Origin of the sequence: Vibrio maritimus (assembly GCF_021441885.1) — a bacterium.
GTDB lineage: Bacteria > Pseudomonadota > Gammaproteobacteria > Enterobacterales > Vibrionaceae > Vibrio > Vibrio maritimus_B.
On the sequence record NZ_CP090438.1, the window covers coordinates 3,453,140 to 3,473,579 of the forward strand.

Sequence of the window (20,440 nt, forward strand, 5' to 3'; positions counted from 1 at the left end):
TTTAGTGGAGTAACCAAGATGGCCACCTCGAAAACCGAGCTCGTGCAGAACTTTGTCGTTAGCATTTCTGAAGACATCAAACTGTATCGCAAGCTGCTCTCATTGCTGCAGCACCAAAAAGCCCTGTATCTAAAATTCGATGGTGAGTCACTAAGTCACAACATCAGCAAACAGCTGCCAGTACTTAAACAGCTTGGCCACAATGCCAGCCAGCGTAGTCGGCTTCTTAGTCAGCTAAATTTGCCCTGCTCGGAACAAGGGGTTGAGCGTTTAGTCAGAGCGCTACCTATCAAGCTGTCTGATAATGTCCGCAAGCAGTGGCAGATCCTTGAGTCACTGATTAAAGAGTGCCAAAAATACAATCAAGAGAATGGACAAAGCTCAGCGGCTTTTCATGAACTGCTTGGTGAGCTGACCGGGCGAGAGCAACACAGTTATGAGGAACATGCACGCTCGCTGTAGAGTCAGCTTGAGCGTTAGTCACTGGCTGCTTTGGTTAGTGATAGGCTTGCTGTGTATCTGGCACACCCAAAGTGATGCCAAACCTGCTCAATCTGATGTGGCACCGCATATTGCCACGCTCAAGCCGTATCAAAATCATATCATTAAGAAGTTTGAAGAGTTCAGCCCACTGGTGGATGAGATATTCAAGCAGCTTAAACAAAAATCGCTACCAGACAGCTTAGTCCTGGTCCCCATGCTCGAGTCCTCCTATAACCCCAAAGCCGTCTCACCTGCCAAAGCCGCCGGGCTTTGGCAACTGATGCCAGCCACCGCCAAGCGCTTTGGGTTAACCGTAGACCAAAACCTCGACCAGCGCTTTGAGATTGAGCCGAGTACTCGTGCTGCCATGCAATATTTGTCGTTTCTGTATCGCAAGTTTGATGGTGACATCAACCTCACGTTAGCGGCTTACAATGCGGGTGAAGGACGAGTTCAACGCGCCATCAACAGAGCAGGCAGTCGAGAATTTACCAAGCTGACCTTACCCAATGAAACCGTCCATTATGTGCGCCGGTTTTATGCTCTCATGACGCTGGTTGATATCTCGTCTCTCAAGCGCGATCGCGTCGATACCCTATGGCTGTTCGCCAGTGAGACATCATGGCAACAAGCGCCGTTGATTGACCTGACGCCTCTACCGCCACTTATCTCTCTCTAGTCTTGTGTGACCAGCAATCATAATCTGACATTTGTGGGTTTTCAGAATGCCATTCACTGGTAAGATGCTGGCATTGTTCACTCCATCCCAACGCTAACATCTCAATGCATAACGAACGCAAAGCCCTGCTATTTGGGTTATCCGCCGTCTTATTGTGGTCCACCGTCGCAACCGCATTTAAGCTTACACTGGCTGAATTCACGCCCACTCAAATGGTCGCGGCTGCTTCTGTCGCCTCAACGATCGCTCTGGTTGTCGTGTGTGCGATGAAAGGGACACTTTCTCAGCTAAAGACAACTTTTATATCAAACCCTTGGTACTACTTGTTGCTTGGGCTGATCAATCCGTTCGCCTACTATCTGATCCTGTTCAAGGCCTACGATCTACTACCAGCCTCTCAAGCGCAGCCCATCAACTACAGCTGGGCCATTACACTGACCTTAATGGCTGCCGTGTTCCTAAAGCAGAAAATCCGTCCGCAAGATTGGTTTGCGTGTGCCTTGGGGTATCTCGGTGTGGTGGTGATCGCCACTAAGGGTGATGTATTGGGACTTCAGTTTGATAGCCCTGCTGGTGTGGCACTCGCCCTGCTCTCCACACTATTGTGGGCAGGTTATTGGATCCTAAACACCAAAAACACGGCCGATCCAGTTGTCGGTGTACTACTTGGCTTTTTGGTTGCTCTGCCCTTTGCGTTTGGTGTTGCCATCTACGAGGGCGCCACATGGTCTAATATCACGCTGAAAGGCTGGCTGGCGGTTAGTTACGTCGGGCTGTTTGAGATGGGGATTACTTTTGTCCTCTGGCTTAGCGCACTAAAGCTAACTCAAAACACTGCGCGTATCAGCAATCTTATTTTTGCTTCGCCGTTCATCTCACTCATGCTACTGGCCACTATCATCGGTGAAGAGATCCATCCCTCTACATTGATAGGTTTAGTGCTTATTGTCATTGGTCTCATCGTTCAACAGATAAAAAGAAAGCCTCAGCCACAGGAATAGCTGACAACATCGCAAAACCCAACACTTAGCGTCGCGAGAGCTCACTCTCGCGACACTTTCCGGTATTTTTTCCTACTCTTTTTCCTTTGCCTTCAATGATGATGCTTTAATTACACCCACATTGTCAGCATAAAACACTACCTTTTATCGGCCGTTCAGACATACCGACCAATCATTGATTAATTTCGTCGCTTCTTGCATTGCATCCTGCTGAAATTTCTGTAGAAATGGAGGGGTCGAAAATAATTTTTTATCGTTTCGTAAACTATTTTTTACAGCGATTTTATTACGGATAATAATCATAAAAGGACTCGTGTCATGGATACCTCTATCCCTTCTGAGCCAGCACCACGCCCTGGCCTTTCCCATTTAGTACGCTCTCTTGGCCCTGGCATTATGATGGCTGCCGCAGCAGTCGGTGGCTCTCATCTTGTCGCCTCAACAAAGGCGGGTGCCATCTATGGCTGGCAACTCGCTGCGCTGATCCTGCTCGTTAACCTGTTTAAATACCCATTCTTTAGAGCAGGAGTGCAATATACCGTTGGTACGGGTAATAGCCTGATTCAAGGTTATGAAGGATTGGGTCGCGGCTACCTATGGGTGTTTACGCTACTTACCGTCGTTTCCGCTGTCGTGAACACCGCCGCTCTACTGTTGTTTAGTGCCAGCTTGCTTGGTTACTTCCTACCGTTCGAACTCTCATCACTTGCGTTATGCGGCATCGTACTCGCAACATGCGTCGGCATTTTGTTTGCGGGTCACTATAAAGCGCTCGACGGGCTCTCAAAAGCCATTATGGCGACGTTGACCGTTGCCACCGTCACAGCCGTCATTATTGCGGCATCAAATGGCAGTGTTGCACCGGCAGATTACCAAGCGCCATCACCTTGGACCATCGCCGCTATCGGCTTCATCGTCGTCACCATGGGCTGGATGCCAGCGCCTATCGAGATCTCCAGCATCACATCCATGTGGCTCAAGAGTCAGTGTAAAAAGCAGAAGGTGACCGCTGAATCAGCGCTGTTCGACTTTAACGTCGGCTATATCGGTACGGCTTTATTAGCTTTAGTGTTCGTTGCACTAGGTGCACTGGTGATCCACGGTTCAGGGACAGAGCTGTCCGCATCGGGTGTAGGGTTCTCACATCAATTGGTGGGCATGTATGCGTCAACGATTGGTGAATGGTCGCGCTACCTCATTGCTGTCATCGCCTTTTTCTGTATCTTTGGTAGCACGATTACTGTAATTGATGGCTACTCGCGCGCAATTGCTGAGTCACAACGCCTGCTTCAGAACAAAACCGAAGAGAACCCGAAATCCTACCAAGCATGGGTCATTGTGGTGTCTATTGCGGCTATCTCGATTATCGCTTTCTTCGCTAAAGCACTGATGCCAATGCTCGACTTTGCGATGATCATGGCATTTGTCACCACGCCGGTGTTTGCACTGCTTAACTATATTCTGGTATCAAAAGCCACGCTGCCACCAGTGTTGCAAATGGGCAGCCGCCTAAAAGCACTGTCGATTGTAGGTCTGATTTATCTATTTGGATTCTTAGCCGTATTTGTTTGGTGGAAGTGGTTGATGTAGCGACATCACTCGCTTGCAATCAAAAGGCCTAGGTATGATCACCTAGGCCTTTTAGTAGAGAGAGGAAAATATAGCCTTACTACGCCATGGCTTCTAAAAACTCATTCACTTCTTGGCGCACCGACGCTACGTGGCTTCCGAAGATGATTTGGATGTTCTGTCCCTTGTTCACCAAGCCCATAGGGTTCGATTCTTGGATTTTCGCCTCGTCCACTAATGATGGGTCACGAATTTCGACGCGTAATCGGGTGTAGCAGTTTTGCACATCAACGATGTTATCTTTACCACCTAGGCCTTCAATGATAGCAACCGAGTTGAACTCACCGACTGCGCTATCAATCGCCGCCGTCTTGTTGCGATTCTTGTAGTCGTCTTTGGTTTGTAGCTTCATTTCCGCTTCACCGCGACCAATGGTTTTCAGGTTAAGGTGTGTGATCAGCGCGCGGAACACAAAGTAGTACACGGCTAGCTGAACCAGACCAATCGCCACGTACATCGGCCAATCGGTTTTATCCGTACCTAGTGGGATGTTGTAAACGATGAAGTCGATAAGACCCCCTTTACCTACCGCCACGACATCCAGCAGAGACAATACAGCCATGAATAGACCGGTAAGGATAGCGTGCACAACAAATAGAATTGGCGCGACGAAAAGGAATGAGAATTCAATCGGCTCAGTCACACCCACCAAAATAGAAGACAGCACTGCAGGGAACACAATCGCTTTCACTTTTTCACGCTTATCTTGGTCAGCACAGTGGTACATGGCGAGACCCGCACCCGTTAAACCAAAGATTTTGACTAGGCTGCGTGAATCAAACACGATTGAGCTAGAAAGACGCGTCGTCTCAGGGTCACCAATTTCAGCAAGGAAGATGTTCTCGATACCGCAGTAGTTTTGACCAGCCACCATGGCACAGCCACCGAGATCAGAGAAGTGCATTGGCACCCAAAGCAGGTGGTGAAGACCAGTTGGAATAAGGATACGCTCTAGGAAACCGTACATGCCAACGCCCATAGAACCTGCGCTGCGAATGCTCTCGCCAAAGCCGAAGATAGCATGCTGAACCGGTGGCCAGATGTGGGTGAACAGAATACCAAGGCCAATCGCAACCGGGATCATGATAATAAGTACCAGACGAGATTCACCGTATAGTGATAGTGCGCCCTTAAGCACCTTTTGGCTGTATTTGTTGTGGAAGTAAGCGTTAACAATACCGATCAGCATACCAACGAAGATACCCGTATCGACCACTTGCAAACCAAGAATGCTCGCCTGACCGGTGCCCCCCAAGTCACCATCTAGTAGCAGACCATTGAACTTCATATAGGTATGCATGGTGTACAGGTAAATGAAGTAGATGATCAGCGCGTTAAAGCCAGCAAGGTGCTTGTCTTTTTTCGCAAGCCCCATCGAAATACCGACAGCAAAGATGATATGCAGGTTAATAAGAACGCTCAGCGTCGACCAAACCAACACTTCCCCCATCCCTTTAAAGAAAGGGGCATCTAAGAAAGGCAGTACTTCGACAATGCCAGGGTTGGTTGTTGCCGCTCCGATAGCAATCACAAAACCCACTAGTGGAAGGACATATATCGGTGCCAGCATGGCGCGCGATAAGTCACTCATATAAGTGGTTATAGCTTCTTTGTTCATTATTGATGTTCCTAAATACGCTATTAATTATTTTATTTCTGCAAATCACTTTATTCAGAAAATAAGTCATAACAACTTTGTTGTACCTAGAATGTGACGAACGACCTAATACAGAACCAATTTATTATGTTATTGTGATATTGATATAACCAATAATTTTTTGGAAATGACATCGTGCTATACGTAAAAGTACTAGAAAGCTTAAAAGAGAAGATCAACGCGGATGTGTACTGCGTTGGCTCAGCATTACCGACAGAAAAGCAGTTAATTGAAGAGTACCAAGTCAGCCGCATCACCATTCGCAAGGCAGTGGATGAACTGGTTAAACTCAAGCTGGTCGAAAAGCGCCGTGGTTCTGGTACCTATGTACTGGAAAAGCAATATTCGCATCAGCTTAATAGTTTGGCCGGTACCTCTGAAATTCTGACCCACAACAATAAGACTGTGAAGTATCAGGTGACGCAGTTTTTGATGAGCAGTGACAACGCCCCCGTCCATAAACTCCTAGGTCTCAAACCTAATGAGCCCTTGTATTATATACGTCGAGTGAAGTTTATTGATGACCAGCCAAGGATTGTCGAAGACAGCTATATGCCTGTCGCATTGTTTCCCGACCTCAATATCTCTACGTTACAGAAGTCGAAATTCGATTATGTCGAACATGAGAAAGGAATGCTGATACAAGGCAGTCGCCAAGAGTTCACCGCCGTCGACTCCGATGAGGAGATCATGGCCTTGCTTGGAATGGAGAAAAGCCACCCAATCATGAACCTGCGCTCAATATCCAACCTCGAAGACGGTCGCTATTTTGATTATACCGAGGCCTGGTTTCACCCTAACGCTCACAAGCTGGCTATCTACTTATCTCGTAAAAGAGGGCATAAAAAACCCGTATTTCCATAACCAATCCCAACTATTGTTTGAATACGATCACACATTAAAGGTATTTAATTTGTCACATCACAACAAATCCATAGGATAAGACCTATTCAAGATAGGTTATAAATTATATGACCTTTAAATATCCGAACAGCATTCAAAAACACATTGGAGTTGGTTATGACCAAACAACCACAAATCATCGCAATCGCAGGCGGCGGCTCAACATACACTGCCGGTATCGTTAAAGCTCTTCTAATGAAAGGGGATGACTTCCCTATCGCGGAAATCCGCATGTACGACATCGATGCACAGCGCCAAGACAACGTTGCAGTATTGGTGGACTACGTGGTCAAAACTCATGCTCCACACGTGAAACTGACCGTGACGACGGAACCGGAAGTGGCTTTCTCTCACGCTGACTTCGTATTTGCTCAAATCCGCGTAGGTCAGTACAAGATGCGTGAAACCGACGAGAAGATCCCACTTCGTCACGGCTGTGTAGGCCAAGAGACTTGTGGTGCAGGTGGTCTCGCTTACGGCATGCGTACTATCTTCCCAATGATTGAGCTTATCGATCATATGGAGCGCTTCGCTAAAGACTCTTGCTGGATGCTGAACTACTCGAACCCAGCGGCGATTGTGGCTGATGCGGTTCATCGCCTACGTCCTAATGCTCGCGTGCTTAACATCTGTGATATGCCAGTGGCGATTGAGCGTAACCTATCGAACATCCTTGGTGTGAACCGTTATGATCTCGACGTTGAGTACTTCGGTCTAAACCACTACGGCTGGTTTACGTCTATCAAGGTTGATGGCGAAGAAAAGATCCCATTCCTTCGTAACCACATCCAAAAATTCGGCATGTTGACTGAAGAAGAAGTGGAGAACGCGTGTCACTCTGAACCTTCTTGGATCAAGACCTTCAAGAACACTCAGCCTCTGATGCAGATGTTCCCAGAGTACGTGCCAAACACTTACCTTCAATACTACCTAATGGCTGACGATATCGTGGCTCAGTCTAACCCAGAGCACACTCGTGCTAACGAGGTCATGGAAGGTCGTGAGAAGAAGATGTTTGAAGCGATTGAGCAGATCAAAGCATCAGATGGCAACGTAGAAGGTAAATTCCACGTTGGCGTGCACGGTGAGTTTATTGCAGACGTAGCGATGTCTATGGCTTATGACCTACGCCAGAAGTGGCTAGTGATCATTCCTAACAACGGCATCATCAAAGGCTTACCAGATGACGCGATGGTGGAGGTGCCTGCGCTGCTCGGCCGCGATAAAGTCTACCCAATCCAAGTGGGTGAAGTGCCACACTTCTACCAAGGCATGCTGCAGCAACAGCTAATGTCTGAGAAGTGCCTAGTTGATGCTGCAATTGAAGGCTCTTACAACAAAGCGCTACAAGCCTTTGCGCTTAACAAGACCATTCCATCAGCAAAAGTGGCGAAGCTCATCCTTGATGACATGATAGAAGCGAACAAAGAGTACTGGCCGGAGCTTAAGTAATCCAATCCCGACCCTTGAATGAGAAAACAAGAGAACGAATGATGAAAAACAAACAAATCAAAGATCTTAATGCCTCAGCGGTGGGTTTTGGCTGCTGGGCAATCGGCGGGACCTGGAACAACGTCTCTGACAATGAATCCATCAACGCAATCAAAGCGGCAATCGACAATGGCATCAACTTTTTCGATGTTGCACCGGTTTACGGTAAAGGTCATGCGGAAACGGTACTCGGCCAAGCGCTGAAAACCGAGTCTCGCGAAAACATTATCATCGCGACCAAATGCGGTCTGCCATGGTCTCAAGATGAGCGTAAAAAGACCCGTAAAGATCTGACAAAAGAGAGCATCTTCAAAGAGATTGATGACTCCCTAACGCGCCTACAAACTGAATACATCGACCTGTACCAAGTGCACTGGCCAGATCCAAACACGCCAATCTCAGAAACCGCAGACGCGCTGGCCGAGCTTAAACGACAAGGCAAGATTCGCCACGTCGGTGTATCGAACTACTCGCTCGATATGACGCGTGAAATGATGGCGGGTGTGGAAGTGGCTACGTTCCAAGGTCTCTACAACCTGCTAGAGCAAAACCCAGAACACTACCACAACATTCCATTGCAGTACCGTGCGCGTGAAGAAGCACTGCCGTTCTGTAAAGAGCACGACATGAAGTATCTGCCGTACTCACCGCTGATGCAGGGTCTGCTGACAGGTACGTTAAAGCGCTCTGGTAACTGGGATGAAAACGACGACCGTCGCAATAACCCTAAGCTCAACGGCGACGCATTTGAACCTTACTTCAACTGTGTGGAAGAGCTAAAAGTGCTGGCCAAAGAAGCCAACATTCCGCTTTCGCACCTAGCTATCCACTGGCTTGTGGCGCAAGAAGAAGTAGGACCTGTGATTGCCGGTGCGCACACGGTAGAGCAAGTGCGTGATAACGCGGCGTTCATGCAATCAACATCGAGCACAGAGCTACTGGCACGTGCCGAAGCGATTGTGGCGAAGTGGCAACTTAACTAACTCGCATGCAACATCAGTTGGCTTAAAAACGACAAAAGCCGCATCCTAGGATGCGGCTTTTTGAATTTGATTCGATTGTTGTGTAGGAACGATTAGACGTGCTGACCCGCTACAAATCCTGATGACCAACACCACTGGAAGTTATAGCCACCCAGCCAACCCGTCACGTCCATCACCTCTCCGATAAAGTACAAGCCTTCGATAGACTTACACTCCATGGTTTTAGAAGAAAGATGGTTGGTGTTCACACCACCTAGCGTCACTTCTGCGGTGCGATAACCTTCGGTGCCATTGGGTACAATGGTCCAGTTTTCTAGAGATTCGCGAATCGCCACCAGCTCTTTCGGGTTGTATTGCTTAAGCGGTTTATCTGCAAAGACTTTGCGCTCAATCAGCACTTCGACCAAGCGCTTTGGCAGTACACGCGCCAAGGTGTTTTTCAAACTTTGATTTGGGTGTTTTTCTAGTGAGCGCGTCAGAAGCTCTTCAATATCCGCCTCTGGCACTAGGTTCACCGACACGTTTTGTCCCGGCTTCCAGAAGGATGAAATCTGCAATACCGATGGACCAGATAGCCCACGGTGGGTAAACAGCAATGCCTCTTTAAATAACGTACCGTCATTAGCGGTGATTTCCGCTGGAACCGCAATACCAGAAAGCTCGGCAAAGTCTTCTTTGTCTTCTTTATGTAGCGTAAATGGCACCAGACCCGCGGTGGTTGGCACGACTTCCAAACCAAACTGCTCAGCAATCTTATAGCCAAATGGTGTCGCACCCAGTTTTGGCATTGAAAGACCACCAGTGGCTACCACTAAAGAATCACATTCAATCGTGTCGGTATCGGCGTGCAAAGAGAAGCCTTGCTCGGTTTTCTCAATACTGTGCACATCGGTTTGGTAGCGGAACTGGATGTTTGGCGATTCACACTCAGAGAGCATCATTTTAACGATATCTTTCGCAGACTCTAGGCAGAACAATTGTCCATGGTCGCGCTCTTCAAACTCAATGCCGTACTTACTCACCAGCGAGATGAAATCCCAGTTGGTGTACTGAGACAATGCCGACTTTACGAAGTGAGGGTTTTGACACAGGTAGTTGTTCGCGGACACATCGTAGTTGGTGAAGTTACACTTACCACCGCCTGAAATCAGGATTTTTCGACCCGGTTTTTTGGCATGATCAAGCACCAGCACGCGACGACCTCGTCTGCCCGCTTCTGCTGCGCACATCAAACCCGCTGCGCCTGCACCAATAATTACCACATCAACTTTCTGATTCATCACGGTTTTCCGACAAAATTTGAATAAAAAAAGGATGTGCGTATTGCACATCCCTTCAACAATCTGGCGCTATTCTAGCGGCTTCATCGACTAAAGCCAACTCTTCCAACCTCGTACAGACCGCCGAAGTCGGAGACTAACACCAAGCGCGTCGTGACACTCTATGCCACAACGTTGGTTATGACTGCTTCACTCGTCTAGAGCAAGAAACCCGCAAACAGGGTGACGCCGATAAGCGCGACACAGAGCACAAACAGCTCACGAACGCGATCGCATTTACCCGTAAACACCGGATCATGGTGGTGATGGTATTCTTTGCTTTTGAGATAGTGATACAGCCGCACTTGTTTAGACATGTTGCCGTGTGTGGTGAAAAAGCCACGTCCGTCGACTTGTTGATACAAGAGCGGATGCGCCTCACGCATGATGAATATAAGTGCGCGTAGTGCTGTCAGATACCTCGCCATATTGACTGAGGTAATGAGCATCAATGCTAGTAGAATAGTGTCTCCACTGATCATCTTTTCCTCCCTACATCTTCCAAGACACCCAAGAGAAAAAGACGATCAAACGGCTTTTAATCGCTGATGTTAACCAGCAGGGGCGTCCATAATGGAAGAAGAACCCTCTTTCGCTAATGTCGCTAAGTCCTTGTCGATGAAGAACAGCGCCTGTCCATTCTCACCTACGAGTTCTAGCTTATCTAAGATCCCTTTAAACAATTTTTCTTCTTCATGTTGCTCCGCAACATACCACTGAAGGAAGTTAAAGGTTGAGTAGTCTTGTGCTGTGAACGCGACATGAGCCAGTTTGTTGATTCTCTCAGTAATCATTTGCTCATGCTTATAGGTTTCACGGAACACATCGCCCAGACTTTCGAAGTCGTGTCGTGGCGCTTCAATGCTACCTAAAATTGGTAAAGCACCTGTCTCACTGACGTAAGTGAACAGTCTATGCATGTGTTGCATTTCTTCGTCCGCGTGCTTACGAAGAAATTCAGCCGCACCTTCGAATCCTCTATCTTCACACCAAGCACTCATTTGTAAGTATAGATTGGATGAAAAGAATTCGAGGTTAATTTGCTCGTTCAGGTGTTGAACCATCGATGGAGAAAGCATTTACGACTCCTAATTTCGTAACTGGAATTAACGCCACTATAACATAACTAATTGAGGAGTCTTCTGATCTCATACCCAAACTTGGTAACAACGGTGTACTCAACCTTTACTATGAGTCTAGAAAACTTTGGCGACTTTGCTCACAATTTATCGTCTTGTAGTTGAGAAAATTATTGAGAAACAAACCTTCGCACTGGGTCACGTTACGGCACAGTTTTATAGCCATGACGGCTGATTTGAGATCACATCAACATAATTTTCGGGCGCTAAATGCTATGTTTTTACTAGGACTAACGTCAGGAGGAGTGCGTTATGAGTTACAAACATATTATGGTCGCATTAGATCTCTCAGAAGAAAGCAAAATGCTCATAGACAAAGCGGTCTCACTCGCGAAACCACTGGATGCAGAGGTGTCTTTTATCCATATCGATGTCAATTATGCCGAGCTATATACCGGCTTGATTGATCTGAATATGGCTGAGACGCAACATCAGGCAATGGAAGCCTCGATGACGCAATTACGAGATTTTGCCGAGTACGCCAACTACCCGATCAAACACTCTTTGGTCGGCAGCGGTGATTTAAGTAATGAGCTGCGCGATACCATCGGTGAATACAATGTCGATTTGGTGGTGTGTGGTCACCATCAGGACTTTTGGAGCAAAATCCTGTCGTCTACCAGACAGCTTATCAACACCTCACCCGTCGACATGTTGGTCGTGCCGATCAAAGACTAAAAATAGCAAAAGGCTTCTTCGGAAGCCTTTTTTGATCGGATCTCTCATCGTGACGAAAAGTGTTACACTGACTGCATTTGTTATTAAATGATAATTGTTAACTATGGGTTATCTCTATTCTGTTACCCTGCTTTGGGCTTTTTCTTTCAGCCTAATTGGGGTTTATCTCGCGGGTCAGGTCGACTCTTGGTTTTCGGTATTAATGCGCGTTGTCCTGGCGGCACTTGTCTTTTTACCGTTCACTAAGTTCAAGCAAGTTCCCAACAAGCTCAAAGCCAAACTGATGGCGATTGGTGGTATCCAGCTAGGACTGATGTACTGCTTCTACTATCAATCATTCTTGCTGCTTTCGGTACCGGAAGTACTGCTGTTTACCGTATTCACACCGATCTACGTCACCTTGTTCTATGACTTGCTCAAAGGTCGCTTTTCGCCATGGTATTTGGTGACGGCGGCAATAGCGGTCGCTGGCGCGGCGTTCATTAAGTTTGCTGGCATTAATGAAAACTTCTTGATGGGCTTCTTGGTCGTGCAAGGCGCGAATCTCTGTTTTGCCATCGGTCAGGTGGGTTACAAATACGTGATGGAGCAAGAGCAAGTAGAATTGCCGCAGCATAGCGTATTCGGTTATTTCTACATTGGCGCGACTGTCGTTGCGACCATCGCATTCTCGATTTTTGGTAGCTTCGATAAGATGCCGACGACGGGTGTGCAGTGGGGCGTGCTTATCTACCTGGGCACGATCGCTTCTGGGTTGGGTTACTTTATCTGGAACAAAGGCGCGACAATGGTCAACGCTGGTGCACTGGCGGTGATGAATAACCTTCTGGTGCCAGCGGGGCTTATCGTTAACATTGTGATTTGGAATCGCGATGTGGACTTGGTGAAACTGTCGATTGGTGGTGGGATTATCTTGCTGTCACTGATGGTGAACGAGCTTTGGGTCAAACCAAAAGCAGAAGCCCAACTGGCAAACAGCTAGGCTTCGCTCAATATAAAGATCTTATTAGTGCAGCTGTTCTGGCTGCACTTTCATTACCTGCTTTTCAACTGTGGCTGCCGCTAACTGGTACTTGTGCTCCAGCTTGCTCTGTTTGCGCAGTAGCTTCTGACTTTTCTTCAGTACCTTACGCAGTTTCTTCTGTGCCTTTTTCTGTGCTTTGAGTGCTTTTTTCGCACGCTTCAGCGACTTCTTATCGATTGTATCTAGGCTTAACTCTTCAGCCATTTGAACATCGATCGCTGATTTAGGTTCGGCTTTATTGGCAGACTTAGAGAGTTTTGGTGTGGTTGTGATTGGCAACGCTTCAGCCAACACGCCGCATTGCTGCTGCGCACTCAGTGGCTTGCTCTGGCAAGATGCTGGCGGGATAGCAGCCGGTTTGCAAAGTGTGGATTTATCGGCAGATGAACGTGAGCAAGAGCGGCACAAGAACTTAGGTTCTGCGACCAAACGATGGATAGCACCAAGGTTGTCACTGATGTCGCGACGATTTAACTTGCACAGTCGTTTAGTCATACTACTCAATCTCCAACTAACCACAACGAAAACAGGAATGATTCTTAGTTAGATATAACGTCAATTGACAACAGTTGCAAGTAACTTGCTCCAGTTACACCAGAGCAATTTACTCAAAAAACATATAGGAAGGGATTAACTCATTGATGCGTTAACATAAACGTCGAAGCGATTTTTTTTGGTCTCAATCGCCATTGTCGGCTTTTTCTCATCCAGCCATTCAGCGTAGTCTGGGCGTTTGACCACAACGCGTTTTGCCGCAAGCTTAAGAGCTGGCTCCAACAGTCCGTCTGCATCGGTATCTGCGCCAACCAAAGATTGGAAAACACGCATCTCTTTTTTCACCAGCGCCGATTTCTTTTTGTTCTCTGGATGCGGATACATTGGGTCTAGGTAGACGACATCAGGCTTGATAAAGGCGTTGTCATCAGCAAGTTCACCTAAAGCAACTAGGCTAGACGCATGCAGCAGTGACATACGCTCACTCACCCACTCGCCAATTTCCGGATCTTGTTTGGCGCGCTCAAGGCCATCATCAAGCAATGCGGCGACCACTGGGTGGCGCTCCACCATCTGCACTTTACAGCCCAGTGAAGCCAACACAAAAGCATCTCGACCTAGACCCGCCGTACCATCAAGTACCGTTGGTGTCGCTCCCTTGTTTAAGCCCGCAGCTTTGGCGATAGCTTGACCTTTGCCACCACCGAACTTGCGTCTGTGCGCCACCGCACCACCCGCAAGGTCGACGTAAATTGCGCCCAGTTTCGGCTCATCCAGCTTACGAAGCTCCAGTCTTTGTTCGGTCAGCACCAATGCAAACTCGGAATCGTCAGACGCCACCAATCCCCAACGCTCAGCAAGTTGCTGAAGCTCAGGTTGACGTGGTTGATGTTCGCAAATGAGTTGAATGTGCAAAGTGAAGCTCCGATAAAAGGCAATGGGCGCCAGTGTACCTCAAGTCGATAGCGCGACCAATAAGCGTGATCGACACAAAGACGGCTACGCAAAAATAGTGATAAGCTTGTGCACCAAATAAAACGGCACGTGTTCCGCGATGTCGCCCACTCACTCAAACAAAGGATTCGATATGCACGGCACCAACAATCTCGACGATCTGGATAAAGCGATCCTAAAAACTTTGATGGAAGACGCTCGTCGCCCGTATGCCGAAATGGCAAAGCAGTTTGATGTGAGCCCGGCGACGATTCACGTGCGTATCGAGAAGATGAAAGCGGCTGGGATCATCGAGGGTACTGAGGTGGTGGTGAACACCAAAAAGCTTGGTTATGACGTGTGCTGTTTTATCGGTATCAACCTCTACGCAGCGCGTGACTATCACTCGGCACTTGAAAAGCTCAATGCCTTGGATGAAGTGGTCGAAGCCTATTACACCACTGGTGCGTATAACATCTTCGTGAAATTGATGTGTCGCTCGATTGAAGAGCTACAGCACGTGCTGATCGATAAGCTGCAGGCGATTGAAGAGGTGCAGTCGACGGAGACGTTGATTTCGTTGCAGAATCCGATTAGTCGGAATGTGAATCCTTAACCGTTCACCTCAACAAAAAAGGCGCTCATCAGAGCGCCTTTTTTACTATTTCAAGTGAGAGATTAAACCCACTTAGTCTTAGTTGCTTCTTTCACTGCAGACATAACAAGCGTCGGTAGTGATGCCGCCATGATGACACCGAATAGGTGACCTGCTGCTAGTGCTTCCGTGTTGAAGATTAGCTGACCTAGACCTGTGTAGATAACCCCTAGCGATAGAATCGCTGACACCGCTACTGCACCTAGTAGGTACGGGTTGGTGAATGGGTTTCTGCGGTATAGCGACGTAAATGTACGAGAGTCAAATAGGTGCCATAGCTGAGCAAAGACTAGCATCGCAAATGCCATTGTCTGTGCGTAGTTCGCAGAGAAGCCATTCGTTAGTGCCCAGTTGAACGCCATGTAGCTCATGCCACCCAGTGCTAGACCACGAGTTAGGATACGAGTACCTAAGTGGTCGCTGAAGAAGCTCTCGTTACGTTTGCGAGGCTTACGCTCCATCAGATCTTTCTCTTCTGGCTCAACACCCAGCGCTAGCGCTGGTAGGCCATCCGATACCAAGTTGATCCATAGAATCATCAGTGGAGTTAGCGGCAAGATAGCCTCTGGACCCATCATTAGGAACGCAAACAGGATAACCGATACTTCACCCACGTTCGCAGTCAGAGCCTGACGGATAAACTTACGAAGGTTATCGAAGATCTGACGACCTTGGCGAACCGCTTTCACGATAGTGCTGAAGTTGTCATCCAATAGGATAAGGTCACCTGAGTCTTTCGCTACAGACGTACCAGTGATACCCATAGCAACACCGATATCAGCGCGGCGCAGTGCTGGTGCATCGTTCACACCGTCACCTGTCATCGCTGCTACTTCGTTGTTGAACTGCTGAGCCTGAACGATACGCAGCTTGTGCTCTGGCGTTACACGGGCAAATACTGCAACTTCCGGACAGATCTGACGAAGCTTGTCATCGTCCATCTCATCAAGCTCAGCACCCGTTACTACTAGGTCTTTCTCACTACGGATGATACCGATATCACGAGCAATCGCTGCCGCTGTTAGCGCGTGGTCACCGGTGATCATTACCGTTCTCACACCTGCTTGGTAGCAGCTTTCAATCGCATCGCGTACTTCTGGACGCGGTGGATCCATGATGCCGTAAAGACCCAGTACCGTAATGTCCTTCTCTAGCTCTTCGAAGTCACGCTCTAGGTCTGCTTCTGTTAGCTCTTTGAAGCCAACCGCTAGGGTACGCAGTGCGTCTTGAGCAAAGTTCTCAATTGCCGCTTCGTAGTTTGCAACGATCTCCGCACTTGGGCTCGTCGCGAGTGCTAGGTTGCCGTCCGATGCAGTTGGCGTGTGCTCAACAGAGGTACCGTCAACCATGAATCCTGCTGCGTTGCGAAGAATCACATCTGGCGCACCCTTGATAGCAAGGAAGTGGTTGCCTTCAGGACCTTTCACGATAACCGATGCCATCTTACGAGAAGAATCGAATGGGAATTTCTCAACGATAGAGTAGCCACCTGACGTTAGCATCTCAGACTGGTTCAGACCTGCCTTCGCTGCTGCCACAATCAGAGCACCCTCAGTTGGGTTACCACGCACGGTCGACTTGTCGCCGTCCATGATGTACTCAGAATCGTTACATAGCGTCGCGACAACTAGACCTTTCATCATCTCTGGGCTTTGTTTCGCATCTGTGCTGTGCGATAGCGGCTTGAATTGACCTTCAGGGCTGAAGCCTTTACCGCTTACTTCCCAGTAACGACCACTTGCATCGTACGCCTTCATTACCTGCATTTGGTTTTGAGTTAGCGTACCTGTCTTGTCTGAACAGATAACCGTGGTCGAACCTAGCGTCTCAATCGCAGCCAACTGCTTAGCAAGCGCATTGTTCTTCACCATGCGAGTAGAACCCATGGTTAGAACGATCGTGATAACCGTAGGAAGACCTTCAGGGATCGCAGCAACAGACAGTGAGATACCCGTATTTAGGATCTCTAGCCAAGGCATGCCGTAGTAAAGACCGATAGCACACACAACCGCTACCACGCCCAGTGCGACTAACATTAGCGTCTTCGCGATGGTGTCCATGCGCTCTTGCATTGGAGTCTTGGTTTCTTCGGTGTTCGCCATTAGGTCAGCGATATGACCCACTTCGGTCTGCATACCGGTCGCAACCACAACACCTAGACCCGTACCCGACGTCACCATCGTGGTCATAAAGCCCATGTTTAGCTGGTCGCCAAGACCCACGGTTTCGTCTTCGATAACCTTAGATGTCTTATCTACTGGCTCAGACTCACCCGTTAGCGCGGCTTCGTCGATAGATAGACGGTTAGCCTCAAGAATACGTACATCAGCCGCCAGGATGTCACCTGTGCTGATTTTTAGGATATCACCCGGAACGATATCGCTCGCTGGGATGTCAATCCACTCCCCATCACGCTTAACCTGCGCCGACGGTGCTGCCATTTGACGTAGCGCTTCCATGCCTTTCTGAGCTTTAAACTCTTGCCAGAAAGCAATCAACGCGTTGATAAAGATGATCGCCGTAATCGCGATCGCATCCACTAGGTGCCCGGTGAAATAGGAAACAATAGCACCGACTGCAAGAATGAAGATCAGTGGATTTTTGAATTGGTGGATAAACAGCTCAAGCGCAGATTTGCCTGCCTTCTCTTGCAGCTCGTTTTTTCCGTATTGTGATTGACGCTCGGCTACTTCCTTTGAAGTCAGGCCTTGCTCCGCCGACACACCCTGCATCTGCTGGGTATTCTCAACGGTTTCAGTGAACCACTTTTTAGTCATGGGGTAACTCTCCAAGTAAATTCAGTCGACATCGGTAGAATGACAAACCGATAAAAAACAATCGCTGAATAAAATGATGAAAATGCCCCGCTCTTAATTTGCATTTTTATTAACAATTAATGCGTAAGCGGAAAGCCAAATTACGTTACCCGAAACCCAATATCCTTGTAATTAACTTTCGGAGTGCTTGCATGCACTCTAGGACGCTTCTTTGATTTAAAACAAACTTGATTTTTATTCGAACCTCAAAGGGAATAATGGTTTGTAAGCAATGGTTAATAACACCTAATTTTGGCTGAAATGATACTTCTGTTTTTTCGAAGAATGAAAGTGAGTGACATTATCGAGAGGTTGGTTGGGGAGTGCATTTTGACAACGAAATGGCTTTTGGAAGGTTTTATTCAATAGTTATTCACTGGGGAATATATCATTTGGATCGAAAAAGCCCCCAACCAAAAGTCAGGGGCTCTCATCTATTTCAAGCTTGCTAACTAAGCACTAATCCCAGAATGACGCAGCAACGCATCAATCTGCGGCTCACGGCCTCGGAAGCGCTTAAACAGCTCCATCGGCTCTTCACTGCCACCCATCTCGAGGATGTTGTTTAGGAAGCTTTGACCGGTCTCTTTATTAAAGATGCCCTCTTCTTCAAAGCGAGAGTAAGCGTCTGAAGACAACACCTCTGCCCATAGGTAGCTGTAGTAACCAGCGCTGTAGCCACCAGCAAAGATGTGGCTGAAGCTATGCGAGAAGCGGTTCCACTCTAAGCTTGGCAATACGGCGACTTTGGATTTCACATCAGCAAGCGTCTCTAGTACACGTGCGCCAATGTCTGGATCGTATTCAGTGTGCAAAGTGAAGTCGAACAGACCGAACTCAAGCTGGCGCAGGATAAACATCGCCGATTGGAAGTTCTTGGCTGCCAACATCTTGTCGAGCATCGCTTTTGGTAGTGGCTCACCAGTGTCATAATGGCCAGAAATAAACGCTAGCGCCTCTTCTTCCCAACACCAGTTCTCAAGGAACTGACTTGGTAGCTCGACCGCATCCCAAGGCACACCATTAATGCCAGACACAGCACCAGTATCGATCTTGGTCAGCATGTGGTGAATACCGTGGCCTGTTTCATGGAATAGCGTCACCACTTCATCGTGAGTGAACATAGCAGGCTTATCGCCCACTGGCTTGTTGAAGTTACACGTTAGGTAAGCCACTGGAGTTTGCAGCTCGCCGTCAGCATTGGTGCGGCGCACTCGGCATTCGTCCATCCATGCTCCGCCACGTTTGTGCTCGCGAGCATAGAGGTCTAGGTAGAAGCTGCCGCGCAGTGTGCCTTCACTATCGAAGATATCGAAGAAACGTACCGACTCATGCCAAGTATCGACACCTTCACGTTCAGTAATCGTCATACCGAAGACGCGATTAAGCACCTCGAACAGGCCGCTAACCACTTTTGATTCAGGGAAATATGGGCGCAGCTCTTCGTCTGAGAACTGGAATAGGTGCTGCTTTTGCTTCTCGCTGTAGTAAGCGATATCCCAAAGATTTAGCTCAGTCACACCAAACTCTTTTTCAGCAAACTGGCGTAGCTCTTCAACTTCACGCTCACCTTGAGGCTTGGCTTTCGTCGCTAGGTCGTTCAAGAAACCAAGCACTTGCGCTGGGCTCTCAGCCATTTTGGTCGCCAGTGATTTCTCACTGAAGGTGCCGAAACCTAGTAAGCGAGCAATTTCATGACGCAGTTTTAGCTGCTCTGAAATGATCTCTGTGTTGTCCCACTGACCGGCAGTCGGACCGCGATCCGAGGCGCGAGTCACGTACGCTTCGTACAGCTCTTTGCGCAGCGCTTGGTTATCACAGTATGTCAGAACCGGAAGGTAAGAAGGAATATCCAGCGTTAATAGATAGCCCTCAAGCTCTTTGGCGTCAGCGGCGGCTTTCGCTGCGGCCAATGCTGATTCCGGCATACCCGCGAGTTCTTTCTCATCGGTGATGTGCTTGGTCCAGCCCATAGTGGCATCGAGCACGTTGTTCGAAAACTGTGAGCCGAGCTCTGACATGCGTTTGCTGATTTCGCCATAGCGATGCTGCTCGTCTGCTGGCAAACCAATGCCTGAGAGCTCAAAGTCACGTAGAGAATCTTTGATGGTTTTTTGCTGAGCTTGGCTAAGCGCAGCAAACTCATCGCTGGCTTTGATCGCTTTGTATGCTTCATACAAACCTTTGTGCTGGCCAACCCAAGTGCCGTATTCAGACAGAATGGGTAGACAACTCTCATACGCTTCGCGCAGCTCGTCGCTGTTCACGACAGAATTCATATGGCTCACTGGTGACCAAAGGCGGCTTAGCTTGTCATCAATCTCTTCGATTGGCGCAACAACATTGTCCCAAGTCGGGTTGGTATTACCGTCAAGCACCGCATCAATCTTCGCGCGGCAGGCATCAATCGCTTGCTCGACTGCTGGTTTCACATGTTCTGGTTTAATTTGTGAAAAAGGAGGTAAGTCGGTAAACGTCAGTAATGGGTTTGACATGCAGCGTCCCTTTTTAGTTATTGGGTTCCCTCACTCATTTGGTAGCAAGTGAGCGTAATT

The 20,440-nt window shown here is 48.2% G+C and carries 18 protein-coding genes; 10 read left to right on the forward strand and 8 right to left on the reverse strand.

The annotated features are described in order from the left end of the window. Positions 1–18 precede the first annotated feature (18 nt). The 4 genes from LY387_RS15955 to LY387_RS15970 all read left to right on the forward strand — a co-directional run bounded on the left by LY387_RS15955 (position 19) and on the right by LY387_RS15970 (position 3,753). Complete coding sequence (locus LY387_RS15955; protein WP_042477816.1) at positions 19–462, forward strand: flagellar protein FlgN; 444 nt, start codon at positions 19–21, stop codon at positions 460–462. Next, positions 446–1,162: a lytic transglycosylase domain-containing protein gene (locus LY387_RS15960; RefSeq protein ID WP_419153454.1), complete on the forward strand. Its 717-nt coding sequence runs from the start codon at positions 446–448 to the stop codon at positions 1,160–1,162. Before LY387_RS15955 ends, LY387_RS15960 begins: the two co-directional genes overlap by 17 nt. Positions 1,163–1,266: 104 nt before the next feature. After that, positions 1,267–2,163, forward strand: a complete 897-nt coding sequence (locus LY387_RS15965) for a DMT family transporter (protein ID WP_234494802.1) — start codon at positions 1,267–1,269, stop codon at positions 2,161–2,163. A 318-nt stretch (positions 2,164–2,481) separates the two neighbouring features. Continuing rightward, positions 2,482–3,753, forward strand: a complete 1,272-nt coding sequence (locus LY387_RS15970; protein WP_234494804.1) for an NRAMP family divalent metal transporter — start codon at positions 2,482–2,484, stop codon at positions 3,751–3,753. Positions 3,754–3,832: 79 nt separating this feature from the next. On the opposite strand, the gene LY387_RS15975 is transcribed toward LY387_RS15970, so the two are convergent. Further along, on the reverse strand, positions 3,833–5,410 hold the full coding sequence (locus LY387_RS15975) for a PTS transporter subunit EIIC (protein WP_234494806.1): 1,578 nt from the start codon (positions 5,408–5,410) through the stop codon (positions 3,833–3,835). Between the two features lie 174 nt (positions 5,411–5,584). On the opposite strand from LY387_RS15975, the gene LY387_RS15980 reads away from it, so the two are divergent. From LY387_RS15980 to LY387_RS15990, 3 genes are all read left to right on the forward strand, one after another. Beyond that, positions 5,585–6,313, forward strand: a complete 729-nt coding sequence (locus LY387_RS15980) for a GntR family transcriptional regulator (RefSeq protein ID WP_234494807.1) — start codon at positions 5,585–5,587, stop codon at positions 6,311–6,313. Between the two features lie 156 nt (positions 6,314–6,469). Further along, positions 6,470–7,804 (forward strand): 6-phospho-alpha-glucosidase, encoded by a 1,335-nt coding sequence (locus tag LY387_RS15985; RefSeq protein ID WP_234494808.1) that lies wholly within the window; start codon positions 6,470–6,472, stop codon positions 7,802–7,804. A gap of 38 nt (positions 7,805–7,842) precedes the next feature. Continuing rightward, positions 7,843–8,826 (forward strand): aldo/keto reductase, encoded by a 984-nt coding sequence (locus LY387_RS15990; RefSeq protein ID WP_234494809.1) that lies wholly within the window; start codon positions 7,843–7,845, stop codon positions 8,824–8,826. A gap of 92 nt (positions 8,827–8,918) precedes the next feature. Here LY387_RS15990 and LY387_RS15995 read toward each other — a convergent pair whose 3' ends face one another. From LY387_RS15995 to ftnA, 3 genes are all read right to left on the reverse strand, one after another. After that, positions 8,919–10,106 (reverse strand): NAD(P)/FAD-dependent oxidoreductase, encoded by a 1,188-nt coding sequence (locus LY387_RS15995; RefSeq protein ID WP_234494810.1) that lies wholly within the window; start codon positions 10,104–10,106, stop codon positions 8,919–8,921. Positions 10,107–10,303: 197 nt separating this feature from the next. After that, positions 10,304–10,627 (reverse strand): universal stress protein UspB, encoded by a 324-nt coding sequence (gene uspB / locus LY387_RS16000; RefSeq protein WP_042477798.1) that lies wholly within the window; start codon positions 10,625–10,627, stop codon positions 10,304–10,306. A 69-nt stretch (positions 10,628–10,696) separates the two neighbouring features. Continuing rightward, positions 10,697–11,224, reverse strand: a complete 528-nt coding sequence (gene ftnA, locus LY387_RS16005; protein ID WP_234494811.1) for a non-heme ferritin — start codon at positions 11,222–11,224, stop codon at positions 10,697–10,699. 312 nt (positions 11,225–11,536) lie between these two features. Here ftnA and LY387_RS16010 point away from each other — a divergent pair, with 312 nt between their 5' ends. Continuing rightward, on the forward strand, positions 11,537–11,962 hold the full coding sequence (locus LY387_RS16010) for a universal stress protein (RefSeq protein WP_042477795.1): 426 nt from the start codon (positions 11,537–11,539) through the stop codon (positions 11,960–11,962). A 103-nt stretch (positions 11,963–12,065) separates the two neighbouring features. Beyond that, positions 12,066–12,944, forward strand: a complete 879-nt coding sequence (locus tag LY387_RS16015; RefSeq protein WP_234494812.1) for a carboxylate/amino acid/amine transporter — start codon at positions 12,066–12,068, stop codon at positions 12,942–12,944. Between the two features lie 24 nt (positions 12,945–12,968). On the opposite strand, the gene LY387_RS16020 is transcribed toward LY387_RS16015, so the two are convergent. Both LY387_RS16020 and LY387_RS16025 read right to left on the reverse strand, forming a co-directional pair. Next, complete coding sequence (locus LY387_RS16020; protein ID WP_234494813.1) at positions 12,969–13,481, reverse strand: hypothetical protein; 513 nt, start codon at positions 13,479–13,481, stop codon at positions 12,969–12,971. Positions 13,482–13,616: 135 nt separating this feature from the next. Further along, the gene (locus LY387_RS16025; protein ID WP_234494814.1) at positions 13,617–14,396 is read right to left on the reverse strand and encodes a class I SAM-dependent methyltransferase; all 780 of its coding nucleotides are present in this window, start codon (positions 14,394–14,396) and stop codon (positions 13,617–13,619) included. Positions 14,397–14,568: 172 nt separating this feature from the next. On the opposite strand from LY387_RS16025, the gene asnC reads away from it, so the two are divergent. Continuing rightward, the gene (asnC, locus tag LY387_RS16030; RefSeq protein WP_042502002.1) at positions 14,569–15,030 is read left to right on the forward strand and encodes a transcriptional regulator AsnC; all 462 of its coding nucleotides are present in this window, start codon (positions 14,569–14,571) and stop codon (positions 15,028–15,030) included. 62 nt (positions 15,031–15,092) lie between these two features. Here the strand turns inward: asnC and LY387_RS16035 are convergent, their stop codons facing one another. Both LY387_RS16035 and prlC read right to left on the reverse strand, forming a co-directional pair. Next, positions 15,093–17,846 carry a cation-translocating P-type ATPase gene (locus tag LY387_RS16035; protein WP_234494816.1) on the reverse strand — a complete coding sequence of 918 codons (2,754 nt, stop codon included), beginning with the start codon at positions 17,844–17,846 and terminating at the stop codon, positions 15,093–15,095. 491 nt (positions 17,847–18,337) lie between these two features. Further along, entirely contained in the window at positions 18,338–20,380 is a 2,043-nt protein-coding gene (prlC, locus tag LY387_RS16040; RefSeq protein WP_234494817.1) for an oligopeptidase A, read from the reverse strand. Between the last annotated feature and the right edge of the window lie 60 nt (positions 20,381–20,440).